At 73.3% G+C, this 25,858-nt stretch carries 20 protein-coding genes; 17 read left to right on the top strand and 3 right to left on the bottom strand.

Going from position 1 to position 25,858, the window contains the following annotated elements:
* The first annotated feature begins 149 nt into the window (after positions 1 to 149).
* Together hflX and panD are read left to right on the top strand one after the other, a co-directional pair.
* Positions 150 to 1,640, top strand: coding sequence for a GTPase HflX (gene hflX / locus BN2279_RS19780; protein WP_059011509.1), 1,491 nt, complete (start codon positions 150 to 152; stop codon positions 1,638 to 1,640).
* A 78-nt stretch (positions 1,641 to 1,718) separates the two neighbouring features.
* Entirely contained in the window at positions 1,719 to 2,141 is a 423-nt protein-coding gene (gene panD, locus BN2279_RS19775; protein ID WP_059011506.1) for an aspartate 1-decarboxylase, read from the top strand.
* A gap of 82 nt (positions 2,142 to 2,223) precedes the next feature.
* Here the strand turns inward: panD and BN2279_RS19770 are convergent, their stop codons facing one another.
* Positions 2,224 to 3,441: a trypsin-like serine peptidase gene (locus BN2279_RS19770; RefSeq protein WP_059011504.1), complete on the bottom strand. Its 1,218-nt coding sequence runs from the start codon at positions 3,439 to 3,441 to the stop codon at positions 2,224 to 2,226.
* Positions 3,442 to 3,729: 288 nt separating this feature from the next.
* Between BN2279_RS19770 and BN2279_RS19765 the strand changes: the two genes are divergently transcribed.
* From BN2279_RS19765 to BN2279_RS19755, 3 genes are all read left to right on the top strand, one after another.
* A complete protein-coding gene (locus tag BN2279_RS19765) occupies positions 3,730 to 5,661 on the top strand; it encodes an IucA/IucC family protein (RefSeq protein WP_059012588.1) in 1,932 nt (643 codons plus the stop codon).
* Between the two features lie 14 nt (positions 5,662 to 5,675).
* Positions 5,676 to 6,380, top strand: coding sequence for a GNAT family N-acetyltransferase (locus BN2279_RS30770; protein ID WP_407702288.1), 705 nt, complete (start codon positions 5,676 to 5,678; stop codon positions 6,378 to 6,380).
* Positions 6,381 to 6,536: 156 nt separating this feature from the next.
* A complete protein-coding gene (locus BN2279_RS19755) occupies positions 6,537 to 8,606 on the top strand; it encodes an ATP-dependent DNA helicase (protein ID WP_079032326.1) in 2,070 nt (689 codons plus the stop codon).
* 27 nt (positions 8,607 to 8,633) lie between these two features.
* On the opposite strand, the gene lexA is transcribed toward BN2279_RS19755, so the two are convergent.
* Positions 8,634 to 9,383 (bottom strand): transcriptional repressor LexA, encoded by a 750-nt coding sequence (gene lexA / locus BN2279_RS19750; RefSeq protein ID WP_059011500.1) that lies wholly within the window; start codon positions 9,381 to 9,383, stop codon positions 8,634 to 8,636.
* A gap of 508 nt (positions 9,384 to 9,891) precedes the next feature.
* On the opposite strand from lexA, the gene nrdR reads away from it, so the two are divergent.
* The 7 genes from nrdR to BN2279_RS19720 all read left to right on the top strand — a co-directional run bounded on the left by nrdR (position 9,892) and on the right by BN2279_RS19720 (position 16,616).
* Positions 9,892 to 10,395, top strand: coding sequence for a transcriptional regulator NrdR (nrdR, locus tag BN2279_RS19745; RefSeq protein WP_059011498.1), 504 nt, complete (start codon positions 9,892 to 9,894; stop codon positions 10,393 to 10,395).
* A 100-nt stretch (positions 10,396 to 10,495) separates the two neighbouring features.
* Complete coding sequence (locus tag BN2279_RS19740; RefSeq protein WP_059011496.1) at positions 10,496 to 13,402, top strand: vitamin B12-dependent ribonucleotide reductase; 2,907 nt, start codon at positions 10,496 to 10,498, stop codon at positions 13,400 to 13,402.
* A 126-nt stretch (positions 13,403 to 13,528) separates the two neighbouring features.
* Positions 13,529 to 13,840 (top strand): NAD-dependent epimerase/dehydratase family protein, encoded by a 312-nt coding sequence (locus BN2279_RS31545; protein WP_079032325.1) that lies wholly within the window; start codon positions 13,529 to 13,531, stop codon positions 13,838 to 13,840.
* Positions 13,831 to 14,484, top strand: a complete 654-nt coding sequence (locus tag BN2279_RS19735; RefSeq protein WP_079032324.1) for an SDR family oxidoreductase — start codon at positions 13,831 to 13,833, stop codon at positions 14,482 to 14,484. Before BN2279_RS31545 ends, BN2279_RS19735 begins: the two co-directional genes overlap by 10 nt.
* Positions 14,485 to 14,569: 85 nt before the next feature.
* Positions 14,570 to 15,178 (top strand): YdbC family protein, encoded by a 609-nt coding sequence (locus tag BN2279_RS19730; RefSeq protein ID WP_059011492.1) that lies wholly within the window; start codon positions 14,570 to 14,572, stop codon positions 15,176 to 15,178.
* 54 nt (positions 15,179 to 15,232) lie between these two features.
* Positions 15,233 to 15,898, top strand: coding sequence for a histidine phosphatase family protein (locus BN2279_RS19725; protein ID WP_059011490.1), 666 nt, complete (start codon positions 15,233 to 15,235; stop codon positions 15,896 to 15,898).
* Between the two features lie 13 nt (positions 15,899 to 15,911).
* Complete coding sequence (locus tag BN2279_RS19720) at positions 15,912 to 16,616, top strand: ribonuclease HII (protein WP_059011489.1); 705 nt, start codon at positions 15,912 to 15,914, stop codon at positions 16,614 to 16,616.
* A 22-nt stretch (positions 16,617 to 16,638) separates the two neighbouring features.
* On the opposite strand, the gene BN2279_RS19715 is transcribed toward BN2279_RS19720, so the two are convergent.
* Positions 16,639 to 18,831 carry a DEAD/DEAH box helicase gene (locus BN2279_RS19715; RefSeq protein WP_059011487.1) on the bottom strand — a complete coding sequence of 731 codons (2,193 nt, stop codon included), beginning with the start codon at positions 18,829 to 18,831 and terminating at the stop codon, positions 16,639 to 16,641.
* Positions 18,832 to 18,972: 141 nt separating this feature from the next.
* Here BN2279_RS19715 and BN2279_RS19710 point away from each other — a divergent pair, with 141 nt between their 5' ends.
* From BN2279_RS19710 to BN2279_RS19690, 5 genes are all read left to right on the top strand, one after another.
* On the top strand, positions 18,973 to 20,124 hold the full coding sequence (locus BN2279_RS19710) for a DUF4192 domain-containing protein (protein WP_059011485.1): 1,152 nt from the start codon (positions 18,973 to 18,975) through the stop codon (positions 20,122 to 20,124).
* A gap of 31 nt (positions 20,125 to 20,155) precedes the next feature.
* Positions 20,156 to 20,896, top strand: a complete 741-nt coding sequence (locus tag BN2279_RS19705) for an NUDIX hydrolase (RefSeq protein WP_059011484.1) — start codon at positions 20,156 to 20,158, stop codon at positions 20,894 to 20,896.
* Positions 20,897 to 20,975: 79 nt separating this feature from the next.
* Positions 20,976 to 22,763 carry an ABC transporter ATP-binding protein gene (locus BN2279_RS19700; protein ID WP_059011482.1) on the top strand — a complete coding sequence of 596 codons (1,788 nt, stop codon included), beginning with the start codon at positions 20,976 to 20,978 and terminating at the stop codon, positions 22,761 to 22,763.
* 144 nt (positions 22,764 to 22,907) lie between these two features.
* Entirely contained in the window at positions 22,908 to 23,888 is a 981-nt protein-coding gene (locus tag BN2279_RS19695) for a FadR/GntR family transcriptional regulator (RefSeq protein WP_079032323.1), read from the top strand.
* Between the two features lie 273 nt (positions 23,889 to 24,161).
* On the top strand, positions 24,162 to 25,802 hold the full coding sequence (locus BN2279_RS19690; protein WP_079032322.1) for an RNA polymerase sigma factor: 1,641 nt from the start codon (positions 24,162 to 24,164) through the stop codon (positions 25,800 to 25,802).
* Positions 25,803 to 25,858 lie beyond the last annotated feature (56 nt).

The raw sequence follows: 25,858 nt of genomic DNA, 5'->3' as shown, positions 1-25,858 counted from the left end.
GGGCTCCGGCGCGGCGCCCGCCAAATCGGGGTGACGCCCGGAAAGGGGCGTGCCACTATGGAAATCTGCTTCCGGGGGCGGCGGAATGTTCCGGACCGCCCGGGCGTTGCGGGAGAAGCAGTCCCTTTCATCCGACCTTAAGGACCGCATTGACCTTCTCTTCCCTTCCACAGGACACCAACCAGCGCGGCGCAGCCGGTCGCCGGGCCGACGCCCTGATGGATGAGGACGCAGCCCGGAGCACCTTCGACGAGGAGCGGGACGGCGAGCAGTTCGACCGCGACGAGCGGGCAGCGCTCCGTCGCGTCGTGGGGCTCTCGACCGAGCTCGAGGACGTCACCGAGGTCGAGTACCGCCAGTTGCGCCTGGAGCGCGTCGTGCTGGTGGGCGTCTGGACCTCCGGCACGGCCCGGGACGCGGAGAACTCCCTCGCGGAGCTCGCCGCGCTGGCCGAGACCGCCGGCGCCGTCGTCCTGGACGGAGTGATCCAGCGCCGCGACAAGGCCGATCCCGCCACGTACATCGGCTCCGGCAAAGCCAAGGAGCTGCGGGACATCGTGCTGGAGACCGGCGCCGACACCGTCGTGTGCGACGGTGAGCTCAGCCCCGGCCAGCTCATCCACCTGGAGGATGTCGTCAAGGTGAAGGTGGTCGACCGCACCGCCCTGATCCTCGACATCTTCGCCCAGCACGCCAAGTCCCGCGAGGGCAAGGCGCAGGTCTCCCTGGCGCAGATGCAGTACATGCTGCCGCGGCTGCGCGGCTGGGGTCAGTCGCTGTCGCGTCAGATGGGCGGCGGCGGATCCAGCGGAGGCGGCGGCATGGCGACCCGCGGCCCCGGTGAGACCAAGATCGAGACCGACCGGCGGCGGATCCGCGAGAAGATGGCGAAGATGCGCCGGGAGATCGCGGAGATGAAGACCGGCCGCGACCTCAAGCGGCAGGAGCGGCACCGCAACAAGGTGCCCTCGGTCGCCATCGCCGGGTACACCAACGCCGGCAAGTCCTCGCTGCTCAACCAGCTCACCGGCGCGGGCGTGCTGGTGGAGAACGCGCTGTTCGCCACCCTCGACCCGACCGTGCGCAGGTCCACGACCCCCAGCGGCCGGCTGTACACGCTGGCCGACACCGTCGGGTTCGTGCGGCATCTGCCGCACCACCTGGTCGAGGCGTTCCGCTCCACGATGGAGGAGGTCGGCGACGCCGACCTGATCCTGCACGTGGTGGACGGCTCGCACCCGGTGCCCGAGGAGCAGCTCGCGGCCGTCCGCGAGGTGATCAACGAGGTCGGGGCGAAGGACATCCCGGAGATCGTGGTGGTGAACAAGGCGGACGCCGCCGACGAGCTCACCCTCCAGCGCCTGCTGCGCGCCGAGAAGCGGGCGATCGCCATCTCGGCGCACACCGGGCAGGGCATCCCCGAGCTGCTGGCCTGGATCGACGCGGAGCTGCCGCACCCCGAGGTCGAGCTGGAGGCCCTGGTGCCGTACACCGAGGGGGCGCTGGTCTCCCGGGTGCACGCGGAGGGCGAGGTTCTGGTGGAGGAGCACACGGGAGAGGGCACGCTGCTCAAGGCCCGGGTGCACGCCGAGCTGGCCGCCGCGCTGGAGCCTTTCGTCCCGGCGGGTACCAGCGGGTAGTACGCGGTTTAGCATGGTCCGGACGGCGCGTATCCCGCCCGGGAACGCGACCCCAGAAAGAGCCGGGAGAGCTGCATCGTGTTGCGCACCATGTTCAAGTCGAAGATCCACCGTGCCACGGTGACCGAGGCCGACCTCCACTACGTCGGCTCGGTCACCGTGGACGCGGACCTCATGGAGGCCGCGGATCTGCTGCCGGGCGAGCTGGTCCACATCGTGGACATCACCAACGGAAGCCGCCTGGAGACCTATGTCATCGAGGGCGAACGCGGCTCGGGTGTCATCGGGATCAACGGCGCCGCCGCCCACCTCGTCAAGCCGGGCGATCTGGTCATACTGATCAGTTACGCGCAGGTGGAGGACGCCGAGGCCCGCCGGATGAAGCCCGCCGTCGTGCACGTGGACGCCGCGAACCGCGTGGTGCGGCTCGGCGAGGACCCGTCCGAGCCGGTGCCGGGATCGGACACGACGCGCAGCCCGCTGGCCGTGGCCCGCGCGTAGCGCCGTCACAGCGAGCCGACGCCGAGGGGCCCGGCACCCACCGCGGGGTGGGTGCCGGGCCCCTCGTGTGTTCCGGGGACGGTCAGCCGCCGTTGACCTCGGAACTCACGTAGTCCAGGACGTCCTGCGCCTCCACGTCGAGCCGCGGCCCCGCGAGCCAGGTGCTCTCCATCGGGCCGATGGAGTTGACCGAGACCAGCTCCGGGTCGCCGTTCTCGTTGGTGCGCAGCCAGGGGCCGCCCGAGGAGCCACCGGTCATGGTGCAGCCGGCCCAGTACATGACGGGCATCGTCGCGTCGAGCGACAGACGGCCCGGGTAGTCGACGCAGCTGTACATCAGGGCGCCGTCGTACGGGTCGCCCGCCGGGAAGCCGTACAGCGTCACCGCGCCGAGGCCGGAGACCGCGGGGGCGTCGAAGTTGACGTCGAGGGCGGCGCCGACGGTTTCCTCCAGGGAGAGGCCGCTGCCGTTCTCCGGCTCGACCGACATGACCGCGAAGTCGCCGTGCGCGCCGCCGCCGCCCATCGCGCTGCCGTTGTCGATCCAGTACTGGGTGGTCGAGACGTAGTTCGCCCACCAGACGCCGTAGGGCGCGACGTCCTCGTAGGCCGCGGAGTTGACCTCTTCCGGGGTCAGGCCGTTGTTGTTGTAGGCCGGGACGAAGCTCAGGTTGCGGTACCAGCCGCCGCCCGCGCCGGCGTGCACGCAGTGGCCGGCGGTGGCGACCAGGTTCGACTGGCCGGGCGCGTTCGGGTCCTTGATGACGGTGCCGGAGCAGACCATCGGGCCCTCGGGGCTGTCGAAGAACACCTTGCCGATCGGGGCGCCGTTCTCGGTGTAGGGCGTCGGTACCTGCTCGGCCCCGACGGGCGCGGGCTCGGGGTCGGTGATGCCCCGGTCGGCCATCGGGTCGTCGGCCTCGGGCGCGTTCTGGTCCTCGTCGATCTGGTCGTCCTCGATCGACTGCCCCGGGTCCTCGGCCTCCTCCATCCGGTCCTGGTCCCACAGACCGTCGATGATCGGGTTGACGAAGTCACCGATCTCGCGGAGCCAGGTCTCCTCGTCCCACTCCGCCCAGGCGCCGTCCATCCAGGCCTCGACGTCGAACTCGAACGGCAGATTGTCGATCAGGTCCTGGAGCTGCTCGTCGCCGGTGCTCGCCTCCTCGGTGGGCTGCGCCGAGGCGTCCGAGTCGTCGTCCCCGTTGCACGCGGTGGCGGTCAGCGCGAGAGCGGCGGCCATCGCCGTGGCCGCGAGGGCGGCGCGGCGCCGTGGCCGCTGCCTGGGTATCGATGACATGGGTGTTTTCCCCCTGAGAATGCTTAACGAATCCGGTGGTGACACGCTCTCCGGCGTGGCCGAAGTGCCCCCCAACTATGCCGGTGTTGCTCTGGACGGCGGCAGCCGGGTCCGCGGTTCCGTTCCGGTCGTGGGGGCGCGTCGAAGGAGTTTGCCACATGCCCGTGATCACCGGCGCCCGCCGTCGTTACCACGGATGGGGGAACGCCCCTGACCTCGGTGAACAGCGACGAAGGAGGAGGCGCGGAGGGCCGGTTCCGGTACGGATCGGTCGCGCGCCGCACACGGATGAACGCACGTTACCGGCCAGATCCGGACACCGGGCGGGAACGGCAGCCGGTCCTCGGCCGTCTCGCCCGGATCCTCGACCCCACGGTGCCCCGCCAGCGACGCGGCGGCACGGCGCAGGACGGCCCGGTGGGAAAGTGCGGCGGACTCGCCGGTGCCGACCCGCTGGAGCACGCCGACCCCGGCCGGGCCGCCGACGCCGCCTGTGTGGAGAACCTGCTGCGCTGCTGGGTGCGCGAGACGGACGCCGCCCGGCCCGCCGGCGGCGAACTGCGGCTCCCGCTGCCCGCGTCCGGCGCCGCGCTGCGGATCCCCGTACGGCACTGGTCGGCCACCGGCTGGCACCGGTTCGGCGCGCCCGCGCTGGTGGGGGCGCCCGCCGGGGCCGGGCCGGTGGACGCCGTCACGCTCGCCGCGCTGCTGGCCCGCGAGGGCGGCGCGGACCGCGGCCCGGACGGGGACGCGGAGGCCACCGCCCTGGTGGGCAGGGTCGCGGACTCCGCCCTGCGGACCGCCGCGTTCCTGGCCGCGCGCCGGGCCCGGCCCGGCCCGGCGGCGCACGGGCACGCGTTCCTCGACGCGGAGCAGTCGCTGCTGTTCGGGCACCCGTTCCACCCGGCGGCCAAGAGCCGGGAGGGGCTGGCCGGGGAGGAGGCGGGCCGCTGGTCGCCGGAGCTGCGCGGCGCGTTCCGGCTGCGCGGGCTGGCGGTGGACCGTTCCGTGCTCGCCCCCGGCTCGGCCTGGCCCGAGGCGGGCACGCCCGTGCCCGCCGAGGCGCTGGCCGCCCGGCCCGCCGGGGGCGGGCTGGCGCTGCCCGCCGGGACCGCGCCGCTGCCGCTGCATCCGTGGCCGGCGCGCGACGTGGTGCGCCGGCCGGCGGTCGCCGCGCTGCTGGACGCGGGGCTGCTGCACGACCTCGGCGAGCACGGGGAGTTCTGGCACCCCACGTCCTCGGTGCGCACGGTCCACCGGCCCGGGGCGCCGGCCATGCTCAAGTTGTCGCTGGGGCTGCGGATCACCAACTCCCGCCGCGAGAACCTCCGCAAGGAGTCGCACCGAGGCGTCGAGGCACACCGTCTGCTGGCGGGCGGGCTCGGCGCCGAGTGGCGTGCGGCGTTCCCCGAGGGCCCCGGGTTCGACATCGTCCGCGACCCGGCCTGGCTCGGCGTCGACGACACCGCGGGGCGGCCCGTTCCCGGCCTGGACACCGTCCTGCGGCACAGCCCGTTCGGGCCGGACGACGACGCGCTCTGCCTGGCCGCGCTGACCGCGCTCCGCCCGTGGCCCGGCCGGCCGGAGCGGGAGCTGCGGTCGCGGCTCGGCGTCCTCGTCGGGGCGCTGGCGGAGCGCACCGGGCGCGCCGTCCCGGCCGTCGCCGCCGAGTGGCTGCTGCGCTATCTCCGGGCGGTGGTCCGGCCGTTGCTCTGGCTCGACGGGCGGGCGGGCATCGCGCTGGAGGCCCACCAGCAGAACACCGTCGTGCTGCTGGACGCGGCCGGGTGGCCGGCCGGCGGCCGGTTCCGCGACAACCAGGGGTACTACTTCCGCGCCTCGCACCGCGACGCGCTCCGGCGGCGGCTGCCGGGCGTCGGCGAGGACTCGGACACCTTCGTGGCCGACGAGGTCGCCGACGAGCGCTTCGCCTACTACCTCGGCGTCAACAACGTGTTCGGGCTGATCGGCGCGTTCGGCTCCCAGGGCCTGGCCGACGAGGAGGTGCTGCTCGCGGCGTTCCGCGGTTTCCTGGCGGGGGAGGCGCGCGGCGCGGGCGACGGGCCCGTCTCGCCGCTGGTCGCCCACCTGCTCGGGGCCAGGACCCTGCGCTGCAAGGCCAACCTCCTCACCCGGCTGCGCGGTCTGGACGAGCTGGTCGGCCCGGTCGACGGCCAGTCCGTGTACGTCACCGTCGCCAACCCGCTCGTCACGTCCTGACACACACCCGGCGGATCCCGGAGCGGATCCCGAAGCGCGAAGGAGGCGCCGTGCCCGTCCCCGGCACCGACGACGGCGAGGACACCGCGGACCTCGAACTGCCGCCCGACCTGACCGGCGCACCCGCCGGGTACGGCGACGGCGAGCGACCGGCGGCGGACCGGCCCGACCTGCTGGACAACGTCGGCGACTGGGGCCCCATCGCCACCGCCGTCGGCGTCTTCCAGCTCATCCCCGTCCACCTCGCCCGCGACCTGTCGCTCATCGCCACCTGGATGAACGACCCGGAGGTGCACGCCTTCTGGCGGCTGGCGGGCCCGGACGAGGACACGGCCGCGCACATCGCGCGGCAGCTCGACGGCGACGGCCGCAGCCGGCCCTGCCTCGGCGTCCTGGACGGCTTGCCGATGAGCTACTGGGAGATCTACCGCGCCGATCTGGACCCGCTCGCCCGGTACTACCCGTCGCGGCTCCACGACACCGGGGTGCACGTCCTGATCGGCAGCGCCGAGGACCGGGGCCGGGGGCTGGGCACCGCGCTGCTGCGCGGCGTCGTGGACCTCGTGCTGCGCAACCGGCCGCGCTGCGCCCGCGTCGTCGCCGAGCCCGACGTGCGCAACGCCGCCTCGCTGGCGGCCTTCCGCGCCGCGGGCTTCCGCAGGGTGACCGACGCCGAGCTGCCGGGCAAGTGTGCGGCGCTGATGATCAGGGACCGCTGAGCGGCCCGTGCCCGGTCACTCGTCCGTGCGGAAACCGCCCGGCGGCGGCGGTGGTTGGCCGGGCCGGGGGACCGTGCGCGGGGCTGTCCCGATTCCGTCGCGCGCTCCCGGGCGCGGGCCACGGTTGTCGGAGCCGCCGCGTAAGGTGACTGCCCTATGACTGTCACATCCGGGGAGCCCTCCGCGCCCATCGAGTTGTCCGAGTCCGAGGAGCCGCGAGAGGGCGGGGAGTCGGGGGAGTCCGCCGGGCCCGCCCTCACCGACCTGCTGCGCGCCGCCGTCGCCGCCGTGGGCGGCGCGGAGCGGCCGGGCCAGGTCGCCATGGCGGAGGCGGTGGCCGCGGCCATCGAGGACGGCACGCATCTGCTGGTCCAGGCGGGCACGGGGACCGGTAAGTCGCTGGGGTATCTGGTGCCGGCGGTGGCGCGGGGCGACCGCGTCGTCGTCGCCACCGCGACGCTGGCGCTCCAGCGGCAGCTTGTCGAGCGGGACCTGCCGCGCACGGTCGACGCGTTGCGCCCGCTGCTGCGCCGCCGTCCCGAGTTCGCCACGCTCAAGGGCCGGTCGAACTATCTGTGTCTGCACCGCCTGCACGAGGGCGTGCCGCAGGAGGACGAGGACGGGCTGTTCGACCCCTTCGAGGCCGCTCAGCAGGCGGTCGGGGGGCCGACCAGCAGGCTGGGCAAGGACCTGCTGCGGCTGCGCGACTGGGCCGACGAGACCGAGACCGGGGACCGCGACGACCTGACGCCCGGCGTTTCGGACCGGGCCTGGTCGCAGGTGTCGGTCGCGTCGCGGGAGTGCCTGGGGGCCAGCCGGTGCGCGTACGGGGCGGAGTGCTTCGCCGAGGCCGCCCGGGAGCGGGCGAAGCTGGCGGAGGTCATCGTCACCAACCACGCGCTGCTGGCCATCGACGCCATCGAGGGCGCTCCGGTGCTGCCCGGGCACGACGTGCTGATCGTCGACGAGGCGCACGAGCTGGTGTCCCGGGTGACCGGCGTCGCCACCGGCGAGCTGACCCCCGGATCGGTCAACCGCGCGGTGCGGCGGGCGGCCCGGCTCATCGACGAGAAGATCGCGGACCAGTTGCAGACGGCGTCCGAGACCTTTGAGCGGCTGATGGAGCTGGCGCTGCCGGGGCGGCTGGAGGAGCTTCCGGAGGAGCTGGGGTACGCGCTGGCCGCGCTGCGGGACGCGTCCCGCGCGGTGATCACCGCGCTGGGGAACACGCGGGACGCGTCGGTGGCCGACGAGGACGCGGTGCGCAAGCAGGCGCTGGCCTCGATCGAGACGATCCAGGACGTGGCGGACCGGATCACCCAGGGCTCCGAGTACGACGTGGTCTGGTTCGAGCGGCACGACCGGTATGGCGCGTCCCTGCGGGTGGCGCCGCTGTCCGTCTCGGGGCTGCTGCGGGAGAAGCTGTTCGCGGAGCGCTCGGTGGTGCTCACCTCGGCGACGCTCAAGCTGGGCGGCGACTTCAACGGCGTCGGCGCCTCCCTGGGCCTGGCCCCGGAGGGGCGGCACGGCGAGGAGTTCCCGGAGTGGAAGGGCCTGGACGTGGGCTCGCCGTTCGACTACCGGAAGCAGGGCATTCTCTACGTCGCGCAGCACCTGTCGCCGCCCGGCCGGGAGGGCAGCCGCGCCGACATGCTGGACGAGCTGGCCGAGCTGGTGGAGGCGGCGGGCGGGCGGACGCTCGGGCTGTTCTCCTCGATGCGGGGCGCGCAGGCGGCGGCCGAGGAGCTACGGGGGCGGCTGGACATGCCGATCCTGCTCCAGGGAGAGGAGACGCTGGGGGAGCTGATCCGGACGTTCGCCGACGATCCGCGCACCTGCCTGTTCGGCACGCTCTCGCTCTGGCAGGGCGTGGATGTGCCGGGGCCGAGCTGTCAGCTCGTGGTGATGGACCGCGTCCCGTTCCCCCGCCCGGACGACCCGCTCGTCAGCGCCCGGCAGAAGGCGGTCGAGGAAGCGGGGGGCAATGGGTTCATGGCGGGCGCCGCGACGCACGCCGCGCTGCTGATGGCGCAAGGGGCGGGGCGGCTGATCCGGGCCACGGGGGATCGCGGCGTCGTTGCCGTGCTGGACCCCCGGCTGGCGAAGGCGCGGTACGGAGCGTTCCTCCGCGCCTCCATGCCCGACTTCTGGTACACGCCCGACCGCAATCAGGCGCGCCGGTCGCTCGCCGCGATCGACGCGGCGGCACGGGCCGCCGCACCATGAGGAGCAGGGGGCGGTCGGCGCGGCGCGTCAGATCCGGCGCATGACGGCGACGACCTTGCCGAGGATGGTCGCCTCGTCGCCGGGGATCGGCTGGTACGCGGCGTTGTGCGGCAGCAGCCAGATCTGGCCGTCCTCCCGCTTGAAGCGCTTCACGGTGGCCTCGCCGTCCAGCATGGCGGCCACGATGTCGCCGTTCTCCGCGACGGGCTGGCGGCGGACCGTGACCCAGTCGCCGTCGCAGATGGCGGCCTCGATCATCGAGTCCCCGACGACCTTCAGCACGAACAGCTCGCCGTCCCCGACGAGCTGGCGGGGCAGGGGGAAGACGTCCTCGACGGACTCCTCCGCGAGGATCGGGCCGCCGGCCGCGATCCGGCCGACCAGCGGGACATAGGAGGCGGCGGGCTTGCCGGCCGTGTCCGCGGCCTGGGGGGTGGGCGTGTCGGAGCCGCGCACCTCGTAGGCCCGGGGGCGGTGCGGGTCGCGGCGGAGGAAGCCCTTGCGCTCCAGCGCCATGAGCTGGTGGGCCACGGACGAGGTGCTGGAGAGCCCCACGGCCTGGCCGATCTCCCGCATCGACGGAGGGTATCCCCGGCGCTGGACGGAGTCGCGGATGACCTCGATGACCCGGCGCTGACGGTCGGTGAGGCCGGAGCTGTCGGCCCTGATACCCGGTGGCCGGCCGGGCAGCGAGCGGGCGGGCGTGGCGCCGGGGGGCCCCAGCCGGTCCTGGCGGCGCTCAGCGGCGGTGATGGCGTCGTCTGCTGCGGTGGTCATGTCGGCCCCTTCTCGGTGGTACGCGCTAGTCAGACAACGGTAGTTGCTATCGAAAGGTTGCGCCAAACACACGTTCGAGTGAAATATCGCAGATCGCCTGACGGGAGCCCAAAACCGGGTGTATGACACCGCCGTTCCCGGCGGGTCGGCCGCGAACGGTAACCGCCTGTGCGATAGCCTCCCATGCGGCTCCCGCTCGTCCGACCCCGGGTCCCGGTTTGTCGCGGCGCGACACCCGGTCCGGCGATGGTCCGACGATATTGACAGCCGACCCCTAGATGTAGTGGTTTGCTGACTGGTGGCTCCCTACAAATTGTGTCCCGGGTCATCACGTGTGGCCGTTATCGCCTATGCTGGGGATCGCCCCGGCGGGTTGTTCGAACAGCCCGGCGAGGCTGCGGCGTCGTGCCCGCGCATCCCGCGTCGGCACGCTGCGTCACCAAGCGGTCGGAGCGGCCTCCGGCATGGCCGCCGGAGCGGTCCCAGTGGTCGGGAAAGGGAGAGAACCATGCACTGCCCCTTCTGCCGGCACCCCGACAGCCGCGTCGTCGACAGCCGTACCGCCGACGACGGCACCATGATCCGCCGCCGCCGCCAGTGTCCGAACTGCTCCCGGCGGTTCACCACGGTGGAGACCGCCTCGCTCATGGTGATCAAGCGCAGCGGCGTCACGGAGCCGTTCAGCCGGAACAAGGTGATCGCCGGGGTGCGCAAGGCGTGCCAGGGCCGCCCCGTGACCGAGGACGCCCTCGCCCAGCTCGGCCAGCGCGTCGAGGAGGCGGTGCGCGCGACCGGCAGCGCCGAGCTGTCCACGCACGACGTCGGCCTGGCCATACTCGGGCCGCTCCGCGAGCTGGACCTGGTGGCCTATCTGCGCTTCGCGTCCGTCTACCGGGCCTTCGACTCGCTGGAGGACTTCGAGGCCGCCATCGCCGAACTGCGCGAGGGATTCCCCGCGGACGGCGAACGGCCGGGGCCCCCGCCCGCGCGGACCGGCGCCGACAAGAGCTGACCGGGGCGCATCGCGGCGCTCCGGCCGATGGAAAGACACCACGTGACCCCGCCCCCGGGCCGGGTCGCACCAGGGCGTTATGCCCGATCAGGGAGGCGGAATGACTGAGACGACGAGCGGCCCGGCACGAGGCTCCCGTGCCAGGGGTGGCAAGGGCGGCAAGGGTCTGCGGATCGAGCGCGTCCACACCACCCCCGGCGTGCACCCTTACGACGAGGTGGTGTGGGAGCGCCGTGACGTCGTCATGACCAACTGGCGCGACGGCTCGATCAACTTCGAGCAGCGCGGCGTCGAGTTCCCCGACTTCTGGTCGGTGAACGCGGTCAACATCGTCACGAGCAAGTATTTCCGCGGCGCGGTCGGCACCCCGCAGCGCGAGACCGGCCTCAAGCAGCTCATCGACCGTGTGGTGCGGACGTACCGCCGCGCCGGTGAGGACTTCGGGTACTTCGCCTCCCCGGAGGACGCCGAGGTCTTCGAGCACGAGCTGGCGTACGCGCTGCTGCACCAGATCTTCAGCTTCAACTCGCCGGTGTGGTTCAACGTCGGCACCAAGCAGCCGCAGCAGGTCAGCGCCTGTTTCATCCTCTCCGTCGACGACTCCATGGAGTCGATCCTCGACTGGTACAAGGAGGAGGGGATGATCTTCAAGGGCGGTTCGGGCGCGGGCCTGAACCTGTCGCGCATCCGTTCCTCCAAGGAACTGCTCTCCTCCGGCGGCAACGCCTCGGGTCCCGTCTCCTTCATGCGCGGCGCGGACGCGTCGGCCGGGACGATCAAGTCGGGCGGCGCGACGCGCCGGGCGGCCAAGATGGTCGTGCTGGACGTGGACCACCCGGACGTGGAGGCCTTCATCGAGACCAAGGTGAAGGAGGAGGAGAAGATCCGCGCGCTGCGGGACGCGGGCTTCGACATGGATCTGGGCGGCGACGACATCACGTCGGTGCAGTACCAGAACGCGAACAACTCGGTGCGCGTCACCGACGAGTTCATGCGGGCCGTGGAGGCCGGTGACCGGTTCGGCCTGCGGGCGAGGACCAGCGGCGAGATCATCGAGGAGGTCGACGCGCGCGGCCTGTTCCGCAAGATGGCCGAGGCCGCCCACGCCTGCGCCGACCCGGGCATCCAGTACGACGACACGATCAACCACTGGCACACCTCGCCCGAGTCCGGCCGGATCACCGCGTCGAACCCGTGCAGCGAGTACATGCACCTGGACAACTCGAGCTGCAACCTGGCGTCGTTGAACCTGATGAAGTTCCTCGCCGACGACGGCGAGGGCCACCAGTCGTTCGACGCGGTCCGGTTCGCCAAGGTCGTCGAACTGGTCATCACCGCGATGGACATCTCCATCTGCTTCGCGGACTTCCCGACCCGGAAGATCGGCGAGACCACGCGCGCCTTCCGCCAGCTCGGCATCGGCTACGCCAACCTCGGCGCGCTGCTGATGGCGACCGGCCACGCGTACGACTCGGACGGCGGCCGGGCCCTGGCCGGCGCCATCACCTCGCTGATGACCGGTACCTCCTACCGTCGCTCGGCCGAACTGGCCGCGGTCGTCGGCGCGTACGACGGGTACGCCCGTAACGCGGACGCCCACAACCGGGTCATGCGCCAGCACGCCGACGCCAACGACGCCGCGAAGCGGATGGACGACCTGGACACCCCGGTCTGGGCGGCGGCCACCGAGGCGTGGCGGGACGTGCTGCGTCTGGGCAGGAAGCACGGGTTCCGCAACGCCCAGGCGTCCGTGCTGGCCCCGACCGGCACCATCGGCCTGATGATGGACTGCGACACCACGGGCATCGAGCCCGACCTGGCGCTGGTGAAGTTCAAGAAGCTGGTCGGCGGCGGCTCGATGCAGATCGTGAACAACACGGTGCCCAAGGCACTCAAGCGTCTGGGATACCAGCCGGAGCAGGTCGAGGCGATCGTCGCGCACATCGCCGAGCACGGCAATGTCGTGGACGCCCCGGGGTTGCGGGCGGAGCACTACGAGGTCTTCGACTGCGCGATGGGCGAGCGGTCGATCGCGCCGATGGGCCATGTGCGGATGATGGCGGCGACCCAGCCGTTCCTCAGCGGCGCCATCTCCAAGACGGTCAACATGCCGAGTACCAGCACCGCCGACGACGTCGCGGAGATCTACCTCCAGGGGTGGAAGCTCGGCGTCAAGGCGCTCGCGGTGTACGTGGAGAACAGCAAGGTCGGCCAGCCGCTCTCCGCGAAGAAGAAGGAAGGGGAGGGCGAGCGGGCCACCGGTTCCGCGGTGGCGCCCGAGCCGGAGAAGGTCGTGGAGTACCGGCCCGTCCGCAAGCGGCTGCCGAAGGGCCGGCCCGGGATCACCACCTCGTTCACGGTGGGCGGCGCCGAGGGCTACATGACGGCGAACTCCTACCCGGACGACGGGCTGGGCGAGGTCTTCCTGAAGATGTCCAAGCAGGGCTCCACCCTCGCGGGCATGATGGACGCCTTCTCGATCGCCGTCTCGGTGGGCCTCCAGTACGGCGTGCCGCTGGAGACGTACGTCTCGAAGTTCACCAACATGCGCTTCGAGCCGGCCGGCATGACCGACGACCAGGACGTCCGGATGGCGCAGTCCATCGTGGACTACATCTTCCGCCGGCTGGCGCTGGACTTCCTGCCCTTCGAGACGCGGTCGGCCCTGGGCATCCACACGGCGGGCGAGCGGCAGCGGCATCTGGAGACCGGCTCCTACGAGCCGTCCGACGAGGACATGGACGTCGAGGGGCTCTCGCAGTCCGCTCCTCTCCAGGCGCAGTCGGCCCCCCCGGCCGGTGGCGCGGCGTCCGGCCCGCCCGCGGTGGCGGCCCCGGAGGAGGAGCGGCCCGCGCCGAAGGAGGCGCACAGCTCCACCGAGCTGCTGGAGATCCAGCACGGTCTGAACGCGGACGCGCCGCTGTGCCTGTCCTGCGGCACCAAGATGCGCCGCGCCGGAAGCTGCTACCTGTGCGAGGGCTGCGGCTCCACCAGCGGTTGTAGCTGACGGTCCCCGGTGCCCCCCGCCGTGCCGCGCGCGGTGGGGGGCACGGTGGTGCCCGGGCGCGGCTGCGCGTTCCGGCCGGTTCCGTGAGGATGGAGGCGGCGGAAGGCGACAACCCATGGGGCGATCGTGAACAGCGTGATTCTGGTGACCGGCGGTACGGGGACGCTCGGCCGTGAGGTCGTGCGCCGGCTGCTGGAGGACGAGCACGAGGTGCGGGTGCTCAGCCGCCGGGGGCGGGACGAGGGGGGGGGGGGGGGGGCCGCGCGGGCGGGCTCTTATACACATCTGACATCTGTTGGACGCGCTCTACTGCCGGTGCCGACGAAGAGGGTGTCGCTCACGACCAGCCTAGCTCGCCTTCGCGCTGGTCTTGTTCGTGATGGGCGGCCCGCCAGTTCCTCCACTAGCCCCTTCGCCGGCAGGGTCGGATGTGGATAAGAGCCGGGGTGCGGGGCGACCTGGGGAGTGGCGACGGGCTCGGGGCGGCGCTGGCCGGGACCGATGCCGTGGTGCACTGCGCGACGGCGGCCGGGCCGCGCGATGTGGCGATGACGCGGCGGCTGACGGACGCGGCGCGGGACGCGGGGGTGGCCCATCTGGTGTACGTCTCGATCGTCGGTGTCGACCGGGCGCCGGGCTTCCCCTATTACCGGGCCAAGGCGGAGTGCGAGCGGATCGTCGCGGAGTCCGGGCTGCCCTGGACGGTGCTGCGGGCCACCCAGTTCCACGAACTGATCACCCGGGTGGTGGCGGCGCAGCGGTGGCTGCCGGTGGTGTTCACGCTGGGCGGCGGGGTGCGGTTGCAGCCGGTGTCGGCGCGCGAGGTGGGCGAGCGGCTGGCGCGGCTCGCCGTCGGGGAGCCCGGGGGACGGGTCGCGGATATGGCGGGGCCGGAGATCCGTACGGCGCGTGAGCTGACGCGGGCCGCGGCGCGGGCGACCGGGCGGGTGGCGGGGCTCCGGCCGGTGGTGCCGCTGCGGCTGCCGGGCCGGACGTTCCGCGCGGTGCGGGAGGGCGCGCTGCTGGCGCCGGACCGCGCGGTGGGCCGGGTCGCGTTCGGGGACTTCCTGGCGGCGCGGTGAGCTTGGGTGGGGCGTGCGTGCCGGGGTGGCCGCGTGATCTCCGATGTCGTGCGCCCCTGGCGTGAGTTGGCCGTACGATGGCGCGGTGCTGGTCAAGTGGATGCGGTGCGCTGTGGTCGACCGAGTCGGCTTCGAGCGCGGGCAGCGGAAGTGGGCGGGGCTGCTCGGCGAGCCGGGGTTCCGGGCCCAGGGCGGCGGTTGGAGCCGGACCCGGCCGGGTGTCGCGCATCTCTTCGGTTTCTGGGAGAGCCGCGCGTTCTACGACTCGTTCATGGCCCGCTCCCACGACCGGCTCGCGGCGGCGCAGAACGGCACCTTCCAGGACATGCGGGTGCGGCTCTTCCAGTACCGCTTCGACGTCAAGATGGGATTCGAGCCGCGCTTCACCGAAGCCGATCTGCTGCGGGTGGCGCACTGCCGGGTCCGCCGGGAGCGGGCCGAGCACTTCGCGCTGATGCAGGAGAAGGTGTGGAACCCGGCGATGGCCGGCTCGCCCGGCATGCTGCGGGGGGTGTTCGCCGAGGCCGAGCCGGACTGCGAGTTCCTGGTGCTGTCCATGTGGGACTCGGCGGCGGAACGCGCCAAGTACCGCACCGAGCGGGTGGAACGGCTGGCGCTGCGCGCCCAGACCGGTGCCGATGTCACGGCGATCGCCGGCGACGTGATCGACATGGAACCGTCCTGGACGGTCTGACGGGTGCCAGCGGAGCGACCGGCTCCGCCCGCGCCGCCGAACTAGGCTGACTCCATGGCACAGCCCCGGCGCATCGTCCTCCTGCGGCACGGAGAGTCCCAGGGGAACTATGACGACTCCGTCTACGAACACGTTCCCGATCACGCGCTGGCGCTGACGGAGAAGGGCAGGCGACAGGCCGAGGCCGCCGGGCAGCGGCTGCGCGCGGTCTTCGGGCGGGAGCGGGTGTCCGCGTATGTCTCCCCGTACCGCCGGACGCACGAGACGTTCCACGCCCTGGGCCTCGACCCCTCCCTGGTGCGGGTGCGCGAGGAGCCTCGGCTGCGCGAACAGGACTGGGGCAACTGGCAGGACCGCGAGGACGTGCTCCGGCAGAAACGGTCCCGCGACGCGTACGGGCACTTCTTCTACCGCTTCGCCCAAGGGGAGTCGGGTGCCGATGTCTACGACCGGGTCGGTGCCTTCCTGGAGAGCCTCTGGCGCAGCTTCGAGGAGCCGGACCATCCGCCCAACGTGCTGCTGGTGACCCACGGGCTGACGATGCGCCTGTTCTGCATGCGCTGGCTGCACTGGTCGGTCGCGGAGTTCGAGTCGCTGTCCAACCCGGGCAACGGGGAGACCCGGGAACTGCTGCTCGGGCGCGACGGCCGCTACCACCTCGACCGGCCCTTCGAGCACTGGTACACCCCCGAGAGGCCCTTCGAGGGCTGGTGCACATAGGCTGGCCCGCGTCATGCCGTACGAGCCTCCCACGCACCGCGTCGAGCGGTCCCTGCGCGCCACCACCGGTGCCCGGCTGGTCGCCGGTGTCGACGAGGTCGGTCGCGGGGCCTGGGCCGGACCGGTCACCGTCTGCGCCGCCGTCACCGGGCTGCGCCGCCCGCCGGACGGGCTCACCGACTCCAAGCTGCTGACACCGCAGCGCAGGATCGCGCTGGCGGCCGTGCTCACCGACTGGGTCACGGCCCACGCCCTCGGCCACGCCTCGCCCGGCGAGATCGACCGCCTCGGCATGACGGCCGCGCTGCGGCTGGCGGCCGTCCGGGCGCTGGAGGCCCTCCCGGAGCGACCGGACGCCGTGATCCTGGACGGCAAGCACGACTACCTGGGCGAGCCCTGGCGCGTGCGGACGGTCATCAAGGGAGACCAGTCCTGCGTGGCGGTGGCCGCCGCCTCGGTCATCGCCAAGGTGCGACGCGACGCCATGCTCGCCGAACTGGCCCCGGAGCACCCCGAGTTCGGCTTCGACAGCAATGCCGGCTACCCGTCGCCCACGCACCGGGCCGCGCTGGAGGAGCTGGGCCCGACCCCGCACCACCGCAGAACATGGGCCTATCTCGACGCGTTGCCCCGCTGGCGCCACCTCAAGCTGCCCTCGCACCGTGGCTCCCCGGCGGCGGAGTCCCTGGAGAGCACCGGCCAGCTCGGCATGTTCTGACTCAGGTCCCCGGCCCGCGCCGTCAGCCCTGCACGGCCAGCACCAGCGGCAGCACCTCCCCGGCGCCCGAGGTGCGCAGCAGCCGCGCCGCGAGGGCCAGCGTCCAGCCCGAGTCGGTGAAGTCGTCGACGAGCAGCAGGGAACCACCCGCGGCCCGCACCGCCTCCGCCGACTCCGGCGGCAGCCGCAGCGAGCCGTTCAACGCCCGCACCCGCTGCGCGCTGTTGCCCCGGCCCGCCGACGCGGCGCCCGGCTCCCGCTCCACCGTGCCCAGCAGCGGTATCCGGCCCACGGCGGCGATCCGCTCGCCGAGCGAACGCACCAGGCGGGGCCGCGACGCCGAGCCGACGGTGACGACGCCGACCGGCCGCCCCGGCGCCCCGGGGGCGCCGGACGCCCAGCCGTCGGGAGCCCGCGCCCAGTCGGCGAGCACGGCGACGACCGCGTCCACCACGTCATCCGGCACGGGGGCGTCCGGGGCGCCGGGGGCGAGCAGCGGACGCAGCCGGTTCCCCCAGCCGATGTCGGAGAGCCGTCCCAGCGCACGGCCCGGCGCGGCCTGCTCGCCGGCCGGGATGCGCCCCTTGAGATCGACACCGGCCGCGGGCAGCCCGGACGGCCACATGCGGCGCGGCTCGACCGGCGTCCCCGGCCGGGCCAGCTCGCCCCGGGCGGCGTCCAGGGCGGCGGGCTCCACCTCGGGCCCGAACGGGCTTCCCGCGCAGACGTCGCACCGGCCGCAGGGCGCCGCCTCCTCGTCGTCGAGCTGGCGGCGCAGGAACTCCATGCGGCAGCCGGGCGACGCCGCGTAAGCCCGCATCGCCTGCCGCTCCGCCTCGCGCTGCGCCGCCACCCGCTCGTACCGGGCGGCGTCGTACTCCCACGGGACGCCGGTCGCGGTCCAGCCGCCCCGCTCCCGGCGCACCGCGCCGTCGACGTCCAGGACCTTGAGCATCATCTCCAGCCGCGAGCGCCGCAGGTCCACCAGCGGCTCCAGCGCGGGCAGCGACAGGGGCCGGCCGGCCTCCGCGAGGACCTGGAGAGTGCGGCGGACCTGATCCTCCGGCGGGAAGGCGAGCGACGAGAAATACCGCCAGATCGCCTCGTCCTCAGGACCGGGCAGCAACAGCGCCTCCGCGTGCGCCACTCCGCGCCCGGCGCGGCCCACCTGCTGGTAGTACGCGATGGGGGAGGAGGGGGAGCCGAGGTGGACCACGAAGCCCAGGTCGGGCTTGTCGAATCCCATGCCCAGCGCCGAGGTGGCCACCAGGGCCTTCACCCGGTTCCCCAGCAGGTCGTCCTCCGCGGCCTGGCGGTCCGCGTGCTCCGTGCGGCCGGTGTAGGCGGAGACCCGGTGCCCGCGCCCGGTGAGATGGGCGGCCACCTCCTCGGCGGCGGCGACGGTCAGCGTGTAGATGATGCCGGAGCCGGGAAGCCGGCTCAGGGCGCCGTCGAGCCAGGCGAGCCGGTGCGCCGCGTCCGGCAGCCGCAGGACGGACAGCCGCAGGCTCTCCCGGTCCAGCGGCCCGCGCAGCACCAGGGCCTCGGCCGTGTCGGCGCCGGTGCCCAACTGCTCGGCGATGTCCGCCGACACCCGCGCGTTGGCCGTCGCCGTGGTGGCCAGCACCGGCACCCCCGGCGGCAGACCGGCGAGCAGGGTGCGCAACCGGCGGTAGTCCGGCCGGAAGTCATGGCCCCAGTCGGAGATGCAGTGCGCCTCGTCGACCACGAGCAGGCCGGTCGTCGCGGCCAGCCGGGGCAGGACCTGATCCCGGAAGTCCGGATTGTTCAACCGCTCGGGGGAGACGAGGAGCACGTCGACGGAGCCGGCCTCCACCTCGGCCCGCACCGCGTCCCACTCCTCGATGTTCGCCGAGGTGATCGAGCGGGCCCGGACCCCGGCCCGGGCGGCGGCCCCGATCTGGTTCCGCATGAGGGCCAGCAGCGGGGACACGATCACCGTGGGGCCGCTGCCGCGCTCCCTGAGCAGCGCAGTGGCCACGAAGTACACCGCGGACTTGCCCCAGCCGGTGCGCTGCACCACCAGCGCCCGCCGCCGCTCGACGACGAGCGCCTCGATGGCGCGCCACTGATCGGTGCGGAGCCGGGCCCCGGGGTCACCGACGAGGCGGGCGAGCGTGGCGTCCGCCGCCGCGCGCAGATCCCCGGTCACCGGGTCGGAAGGCGGGGTCCGGCCCGCCGATGGCTGTCGCATGCCCCCATGCAAGCCGATGAGCGGGCCTTCCCGCCAACCGCCCTGTGGAAAACCCATTCATTCTTATGACTCGTATGACGGACGGACGGTGCTGTGGACGGCCGACGACGCCGAAGGGCCCCGAAACGGCATCCTCCCGCCATGACCCGACACAGCGGATCCGCTCCCGAACTGTCCCTGTCCGACTGCCGCGTCAAGCTGCGCGGCCCCGCCGAGCTGGCCGACGCCCTGCCCTACCTGCTGGGTTACCACCCGGACGACTCGATCGTCCTCATCGGCCTGCACGGGCCGCGCGGTCGCCTCGGCGGCCGGATCCGCACCGCCATCCCCGGGAATCCCGAGGAGTGGAACGCGACCGCCGACGAGCTCGCCGCCTGCCTCGTGGAGAACAGCGAGGCCCGGGGCGACCGCCCCGAGGCGGCGGTCGTCTACCTCTGCCAGGCGCCACCGGGCCAGGGCCGGGCCCAGGACACCATGGAGCGGCTCCGGCCGCTGGCCCAGCGGCTGCGCACCACGTGCGGCGCCCTCGAAGTTCCCGTCTGCGAGGCGCTCTACGTGACCCGCGACCGCTACTGGTCGTACTGCTGCGTGGAGCCGGGCTGTTGCACCGGCGAGGGGAACGAGCTGCCCCGGGCGGGCACTTCGGCGATGGCCGTGGCCGCGGCCTACGCGGGGATCGAGGTCCGCGGCTCGCTCACCGAGCTGAGACGGCGGTTCGCGCCGCTCGACGGGCCCGCGGGAGCCCGGCAGCTCAGGGCGCTGGACGCGGCGGCGGCCGTGCTCACACCGAGAATGCTCGCCGGCCCCCCGGCGGCGGCCTCGGTCCGCGCGGAGACCACGGAGCTGGCCGAGCGGCTGATGGGCCGCTTCCGCCGCGCCCCCGCCCCGGCCGACCCCGGCGACGCGGCGGCCGACGCGACCGACGACGCCCTGCTCACCTCCGACGACGCCGCGCTGCTCATCCTCGGCCTGCAGGACCGGGTCAGCCGCGACCGGGCCGCCGAGTGGATGGAGGGCGCCGACGCCGAGGTCGCGCTCCGCTTGTGGCGTGCCCTCTCCCGGCGTTGTGTCGCGGCCTACCGCGGGCACGCGGCGGCTCCGCTCACCCTCGCCGGCTGGGTCGCCTGGTCCTCGGGCGACGAGCCCGGGGCCCAGGTGGCGCTCGGTCTGGCCCTGGAGACCGACCCGGAGTACGTCTTCGCCAGGCTGCTGCATCAAGCCTGCAACGACGGTCTCGACCCCGAGCCACTGCGCCGCTGCATGCGCCAGCAGCGGGCCGCCCGCAGGCTCTGACTCCCGTCGTGGGTCCCCCTATGATCACGGCATGCCCTACGACCCGTCGGACTTCCCGCCGTTCGCCGTCACCGTCGATCTGGTCGTGCTCACCGTCCGGCGGCATGCGCTGTGCGCCCTCACCGTGCGCCGGGCCGAGGAACCGCACCGGGGCCGGTGGGCGCTCCCCGGCGGGTTCGTGCGGGTCGACGAGGACCTGGCCTCGGCCGCCGCGCGGGAGCTGGCCGAGGAAACGGGGCTGCGGGCGCAGGACTCGGAGAGCCGGCACGCGGGTGCCCATCTCGAACAGCTCGCGACCTACGGCGATCCGCACCGCGATCCGCGGATGCGCGTGGTCAGCGTGGCTCATCTGGTGCTCGCTCCGGATCTGCCCGCCCCCACCGCGGGAGGTGACGCGGGCAGCGCCCAGTGGACGCCCGTGGCGCGGCTGCTGGGCTCCACCGACGGCGGTCCCGTCGACCGGCTCGCGTTCGACCACGCGCGCATCCTCGCAGACGGGGTCGAACGCGCCCGGTCCAAGATCGAGTACTCCTCGCTCGCCGCCGCGTTCTGCCCGGCGGAGTTCACGGTCGGCGAGCTGCGCAGGGTGTACGAAGCGGTGTGGGGAGTCGCCCTCGATCCGCGCAACTTCCACCGGAAGGTGACCGGGACGCCCGGTTTCCTGGTGCCGGTCGGCGGCACGACGACCCGTCAGGGCGGCCGTCCCGCGCAGTTGTTCAGAGCGGGTGGCGCGACGCTGCTCAACCCGCCGATGCTGCGCCCCGAGGTGTAGGCCGCGACGCCTGCGCGTTGCGCGGAAAATCCGATATGTCCCGTTATCGTGCGAGGGTGCATGCTCAACGGGAGAATCGATGATCCAGGCCATCGGACTCACCAGCGCCGCCCGGCGCGGCCGGCCCCCGACCGTTGACGATCTCACCTTCGAGGCGCGCCCGGGAAGCGTGACCGCGCTCCTCGGCCCGCCCGGGGCGGGCAAGTCCACCGCCCTGCGGCTGATGCTCCAACTCTGCCCCGGGCGCGGAGTCGCGCTGTTCCGCGGCCGGCCGCTGGCCCGAGTCCCGCACCCGGCGCGGGAGATCGGGGTTCTCCTCGGTGACGTGCCCGGCCGCCCGCGCCGCACCGCCGTCGGGCATCTGCGGATGCTCGCCGCGGCGGCCGGGGTCCCGGCGGGCCGGGCCGAGGACGTCCTCGACGTGGTGGGGCTCAGCGGGCTCGCCGACCAGCGGCTCGGCCGGTTCTCCCTGGGCATGGACCGGCGACTGGGACTGGCGGTCGCGCTGCTCGGCGACCCGCACACCCTCGTCCTGGACGAGCCCGCCCACGGCCTGTCCCCCCGCGAGGCCGCGTGGTTGCGCGCCCTGCTGCGCGGCTACGCGGACCAGGGCGGCGCGGTGCTCGTCACCACGCGGAGCGCGGCGGAGGCGGTGCGGTTCGCCGACCGTGTGGTCACCCTGAACGCCGGGCGGCTGGTGGCGGATCAGGTGGTCGACGACTTCGCGCGTGCGAGGCTGCGGCCTCGGGTGGCCGTGCGCACGCCGCACGCGGACCGGCTCGCGGCGGCGCTCACCCGGGAGTTCCGCGCCGAGGCGGCCCCGGCGGGGACCGGCCCGGTGGAGGTGGTGCGGGAGTCGGGCAGCAGGCTGTCGGTCTTCGGCAGCGACTGCGCGGTGGTGGGGGAGATCGCCTACCGCAACCGTGTCCTGGTGCATCAACTGGCCGACGAGATCGGGGACTCCGGGGACCGGTCACCGGCCGGGCCGTTGCGCCGCGCCGACGGCAGGGCGGCGGGCGCGGACCGGCGCGCGCGACGCCGGGCGCCCCGTCCCGGGGCCGGCGCGGCGGCGCTGCCGCCCCGGCTCCCCGCCGTCCCGCCGCCGGGGCCGAGCTGGCCGGTGCGCTACGAGCTGCGCCGGTGGGCCGGCGTGGGCACCGGGTGGTGGCTGATGGCCGCCACCCTGCTGGCCTCCCTGGTGACCGGACTCGTCCTGTCCTCCGCCGGTGACCGCTCCGCCGGGCGCGTGCTCACCGGCTGGGCCCAGCCGCTGCCCCTGCCGCCGGTCGCCATCGTGGCGGGCGCGCTCCGGGCCCTTTCCTTCGGCCAGGAGTTCCGCTATCCCGCGCTCAGCCCGGCCCGCGTCCCCGTGCCGCGCAGGCTTTCCCTGCTCGCCGGCAAGCTCGTCGTCTCCTCGGGCGCGGCGATCCTGCTGAGCTGCGCCGGAGTCGTCCTCAACTCCCTGACCCTGACGCTCCTGTTCGGCCAGGACATCCCCATCGACGGCCCCTGGCAGCGGGTTCTCCTCACCACGGCCGCGCTCTCCGCCGCCTGCGCCTGGGCGGGCCTGCTCGCGGCCGGCGTCTTCCGTTCCACGGCCGTCGGGCTGGCCGCCGTCGCCGCCGTGCCCCTGGGACTGGTCCCCGCGCTGCGGGCCCTGCCGACGAGCCCGGCCGGCCGGTCGCTGGACGGACTGCCGGACCGGCTGCAGGCGTTGTCGGCCCTTCCGTTTCCGTCCGGGATCGACCGCTGGCTGTCCGCGACTGTGCGCCTGGCGTCCCAGCCGATCGGCTGGGCGCTCGGACTGTCGCTCACGGTGCTGTTGTGCGGATACGCCCTCGTCAGCCTGCGCAACAACCCGCGCTGAAACGGCCCGTGGCCCGCCAGGCCGCGACGGCCTCCGGCGGCGGGGCGCCCCAACGCCCGTGCCGGGTGTCCGCCTTGGACGAGCGGGGTCCATTTCCTTCCGGTTAGGCGTCAATTATGCGGGAGTCGCCGATCACCCTTTCGTGTGCTTTTCACCAAAGACCTCAAGGTGCCAACGGGCGCCGCCGACAAAGGAGGCGTGACTACCCTTGCGCACTCCATGATGACCGCCACTCGCTCCACCGACCCCGGCCGCTCCGGCCCGAGCGAGATCGACCGCTACTCCTACGCCGAATCCACCGGCGCCGCCCGCACCACCAACGCCCCCGCCTGGGACGGCGGCGACCCGGACCTCGGCCGCGTCGGCCGCCGGGCCGCGGGCACCCGCGGCCGGGGGCTGCACGGTCAACTCGTGCAGCAGCTCGGCCAGATGATCGTCTCCGGCGACCTGGGCGCCGACCGCCCGCTCGTCCCCGAGGAGATCGGCCAGCGCTTCGAGGTCTCCCGGACCGTGGTCCGCGAGTCCCTGCGCGTGCTGGAGGCCAAGGGCCTCGTCAGCGCCCGCCCCAACGTCGGCACCCGGGTCCGGCCCGTCGGCGACTGGAACCTGCTCGACCCCGACATCATCGAATGGCGGGCCTTCGGCCCGCAGCGCGAGGACCAGCGCCGCGAGCTGAGCGAGCTGCGCCTCACCATCGAGCCGCTCGCGGCCCGCCTCGCCGCGGTCGACGCCCCCGACGAGATCCGCCAGCGCATCGGCGACATGGTCGACATCATGACCCACGCCCTGGGCCAGGGAGACAGCCTCACGTTCTCGCGTGCGGACGCCGAGTTCCACGGCCTGCTGCTCCAGGCCGGGGGCAACCGGATGCTGGAGCACCTCTCCGGCATCGTCGCCTCCGCCCTCCAGGTCTCCGGCGGAGCCTCCTCCGGGTGCGAGCACCCCACCGAGGGATCCATCGCCCTGCACCAGCGCATCGTCGACGCGATCGCGTCCGGCGAACCCCCGGCCGCCGAGACCGCGATGCGGCACCTCCTCAGCTTTTCCCACGACACCGCGATCCCGGCGGCCGGTCCGGCCCCGGCGGGCTCCGACCATGTGGTTCCGGCTCCGCGCGAGCACTGACACGGCGCTCACCGACGCGTCGCCGGGCCCCGTCCGGGCAGGGCTCCGGCGACGCTTCCGCCCCGGCCCGCTACAGTCGAGCGTGCGGTGTGACTCGGGACACGCGAAAGCTGCGTAACACTTCGGGGAACAGCGCGATGATTGGAGAGGTGGCCGCAGCGGCCGGACAGTGATCCGCCGCCGCTCCACCGCAGCCGTCGGCTCCCCCCGCCGCCGGTCACGGTCCCGCTCGCACCGGGCGGGTCTCAAGCCGTTCCCAGAGTTTCCGAGAGGTTGTTCGTGTCGGCCAGCACTTCCCGTACTCTCCCTGCCGAGATCGCCGAGTCCGATTCTGTGATGGCGCTCATCGAACGGGGAAAGGCCGAGGGGCAGATCGCCGGCGATGACGTGCGCCGGGCCTTCGAGGCCGACCAGATCCCGTCAACCCAGTGGAAGAACGTTCTGCGCAGCCTCAACCAGATCCTCGACGAGGAGGGCGTGACGCTGATGGTGAGTGCCGCCGAGGCGCCCAAGCGCACCCGGAAGAGTGTCGCCGCGAAGACGACGGCCAAGCGGACGGCGACCAAGACCGTCGCGGCCAAGACCACGCCCGCCAAGGCCACGGCCACGGCTCACCCCGAGGACCCGGCCCCCGGGGGCGAGGACGACATCACCGCCGGCGGCCCGCTGAGCGACGCCGACGCCGACGCCGCGGGGTCCGCGGCGAAGAAGCAGGCGGCGGCCAAGAAGGCGCCCGCCAAGAAGGCCGCGGCGAAGAAGGCTCCCGCCAAGAAGGCCGCCGCGGCGAAGAAGACCGCCGCCCCCGGCAAGAAGACGGACTCGAAGAAGGAGATCGTCGACGAGTTCCTGGAGGGCGAGGAGGAGGGGCTGGAGGAGCCCACCGAGCGGGCCGTCCGGGGCGCCACCCCGGGCGAGGGCCCCGACGGCAAGCCGGAGAACGAGGGCTTCATCCTCTCCGACGAGGACGAGGACGACGCTCCCGCCCAGCAGGTCGCCGCGGCCGGCGCCACCGCCGACCCGGTCAAGGACTACCTCAAGCAGATCGGCAAGGTCCCCCTGCTCAACGCCGAGCAGGAGGTCGAGCTCGCCAAGCGCATCGAGGCGGGGCTCTTCGCCGAGGACAAGCTCGCCAGCTCCGACAAGATCGCCCCGAAGCTCAGGCGCGAGCTGGAGATCATCTCCGAGGACGGCCGCCGCGCGAAGAACCACCTGCTGGAGGCCAACCTCCGCCTCGTGGTCTCGCTCGCCAAGCGGTACACCGGCCGCGGCATGCTCTTCCTGGACCTGATCCAGGAGGGCAACCTGGGTCTGATCCGCGCCGTCGAGAAGTTCGACTACACCAAGGGCTACAAGTTCTCCACGTACGCCACCTGGTGGATCCGGCAGGCCATCACCCGCGCCATGGCCGACCAGGCGCGCACCATCCGTATCCCGGTGCACATGGTCGAGGTGATCAACAAGCTCGCCCGCGTCCAGCGGCAGATGCTCCAGGACCTGGGCCGCGAGCCCACCCCGGAGGAGCTGGCCAAGGAACTCGACATGACCCCGGAGAAGGTCGTCGAGGTCCAGAAGTACGGCCGCGAGCCGATCTCCCTCCACACCCCACTCGGCGAGGACGGCGACAGCGAGTTCGGCGACCTCATCGAGGACTCCGAGGCCGTGGTCCCGGCGGACGCCGTCAGCTTCACCCTGTTGCAGGAGCAGCTCCACTCGGTGCTGGATACCCTCAGCGAGCGCGAGGCGGGCGTGGTCTCGATGCGGTTCGGCCTCACCGACGGCCAGCCCAAGACGCTGGACGAGATCGGCAAGGTCTACGGCGTGACGCGTGAGCGCATCCGCCAGATCGAGTCCAAGACCATGTCCAAGCTCCGTCACCCCTCCCGCTCCCAGGTGCTGAGGGACTACCTGGACTGAGCCACCGGGGCGGGCAGGTCTCACTGCCGGCGATACGACGGCCGCGGGCGCGTTCA

The organism is Streptomyces specialis (assembly GCF_001493375.1).
GTDB lineage: Bacteria > Actinomycetota > Actinomycetes > Streptomycetales > Streptomycetaceae > Streptomyces > Streptomyces specialis.
The sequence above is the reverse complement of the archived record's forward strand: the minus strand, read 5'-3'. Positions and strand labels throughout refer to the sequence as shown.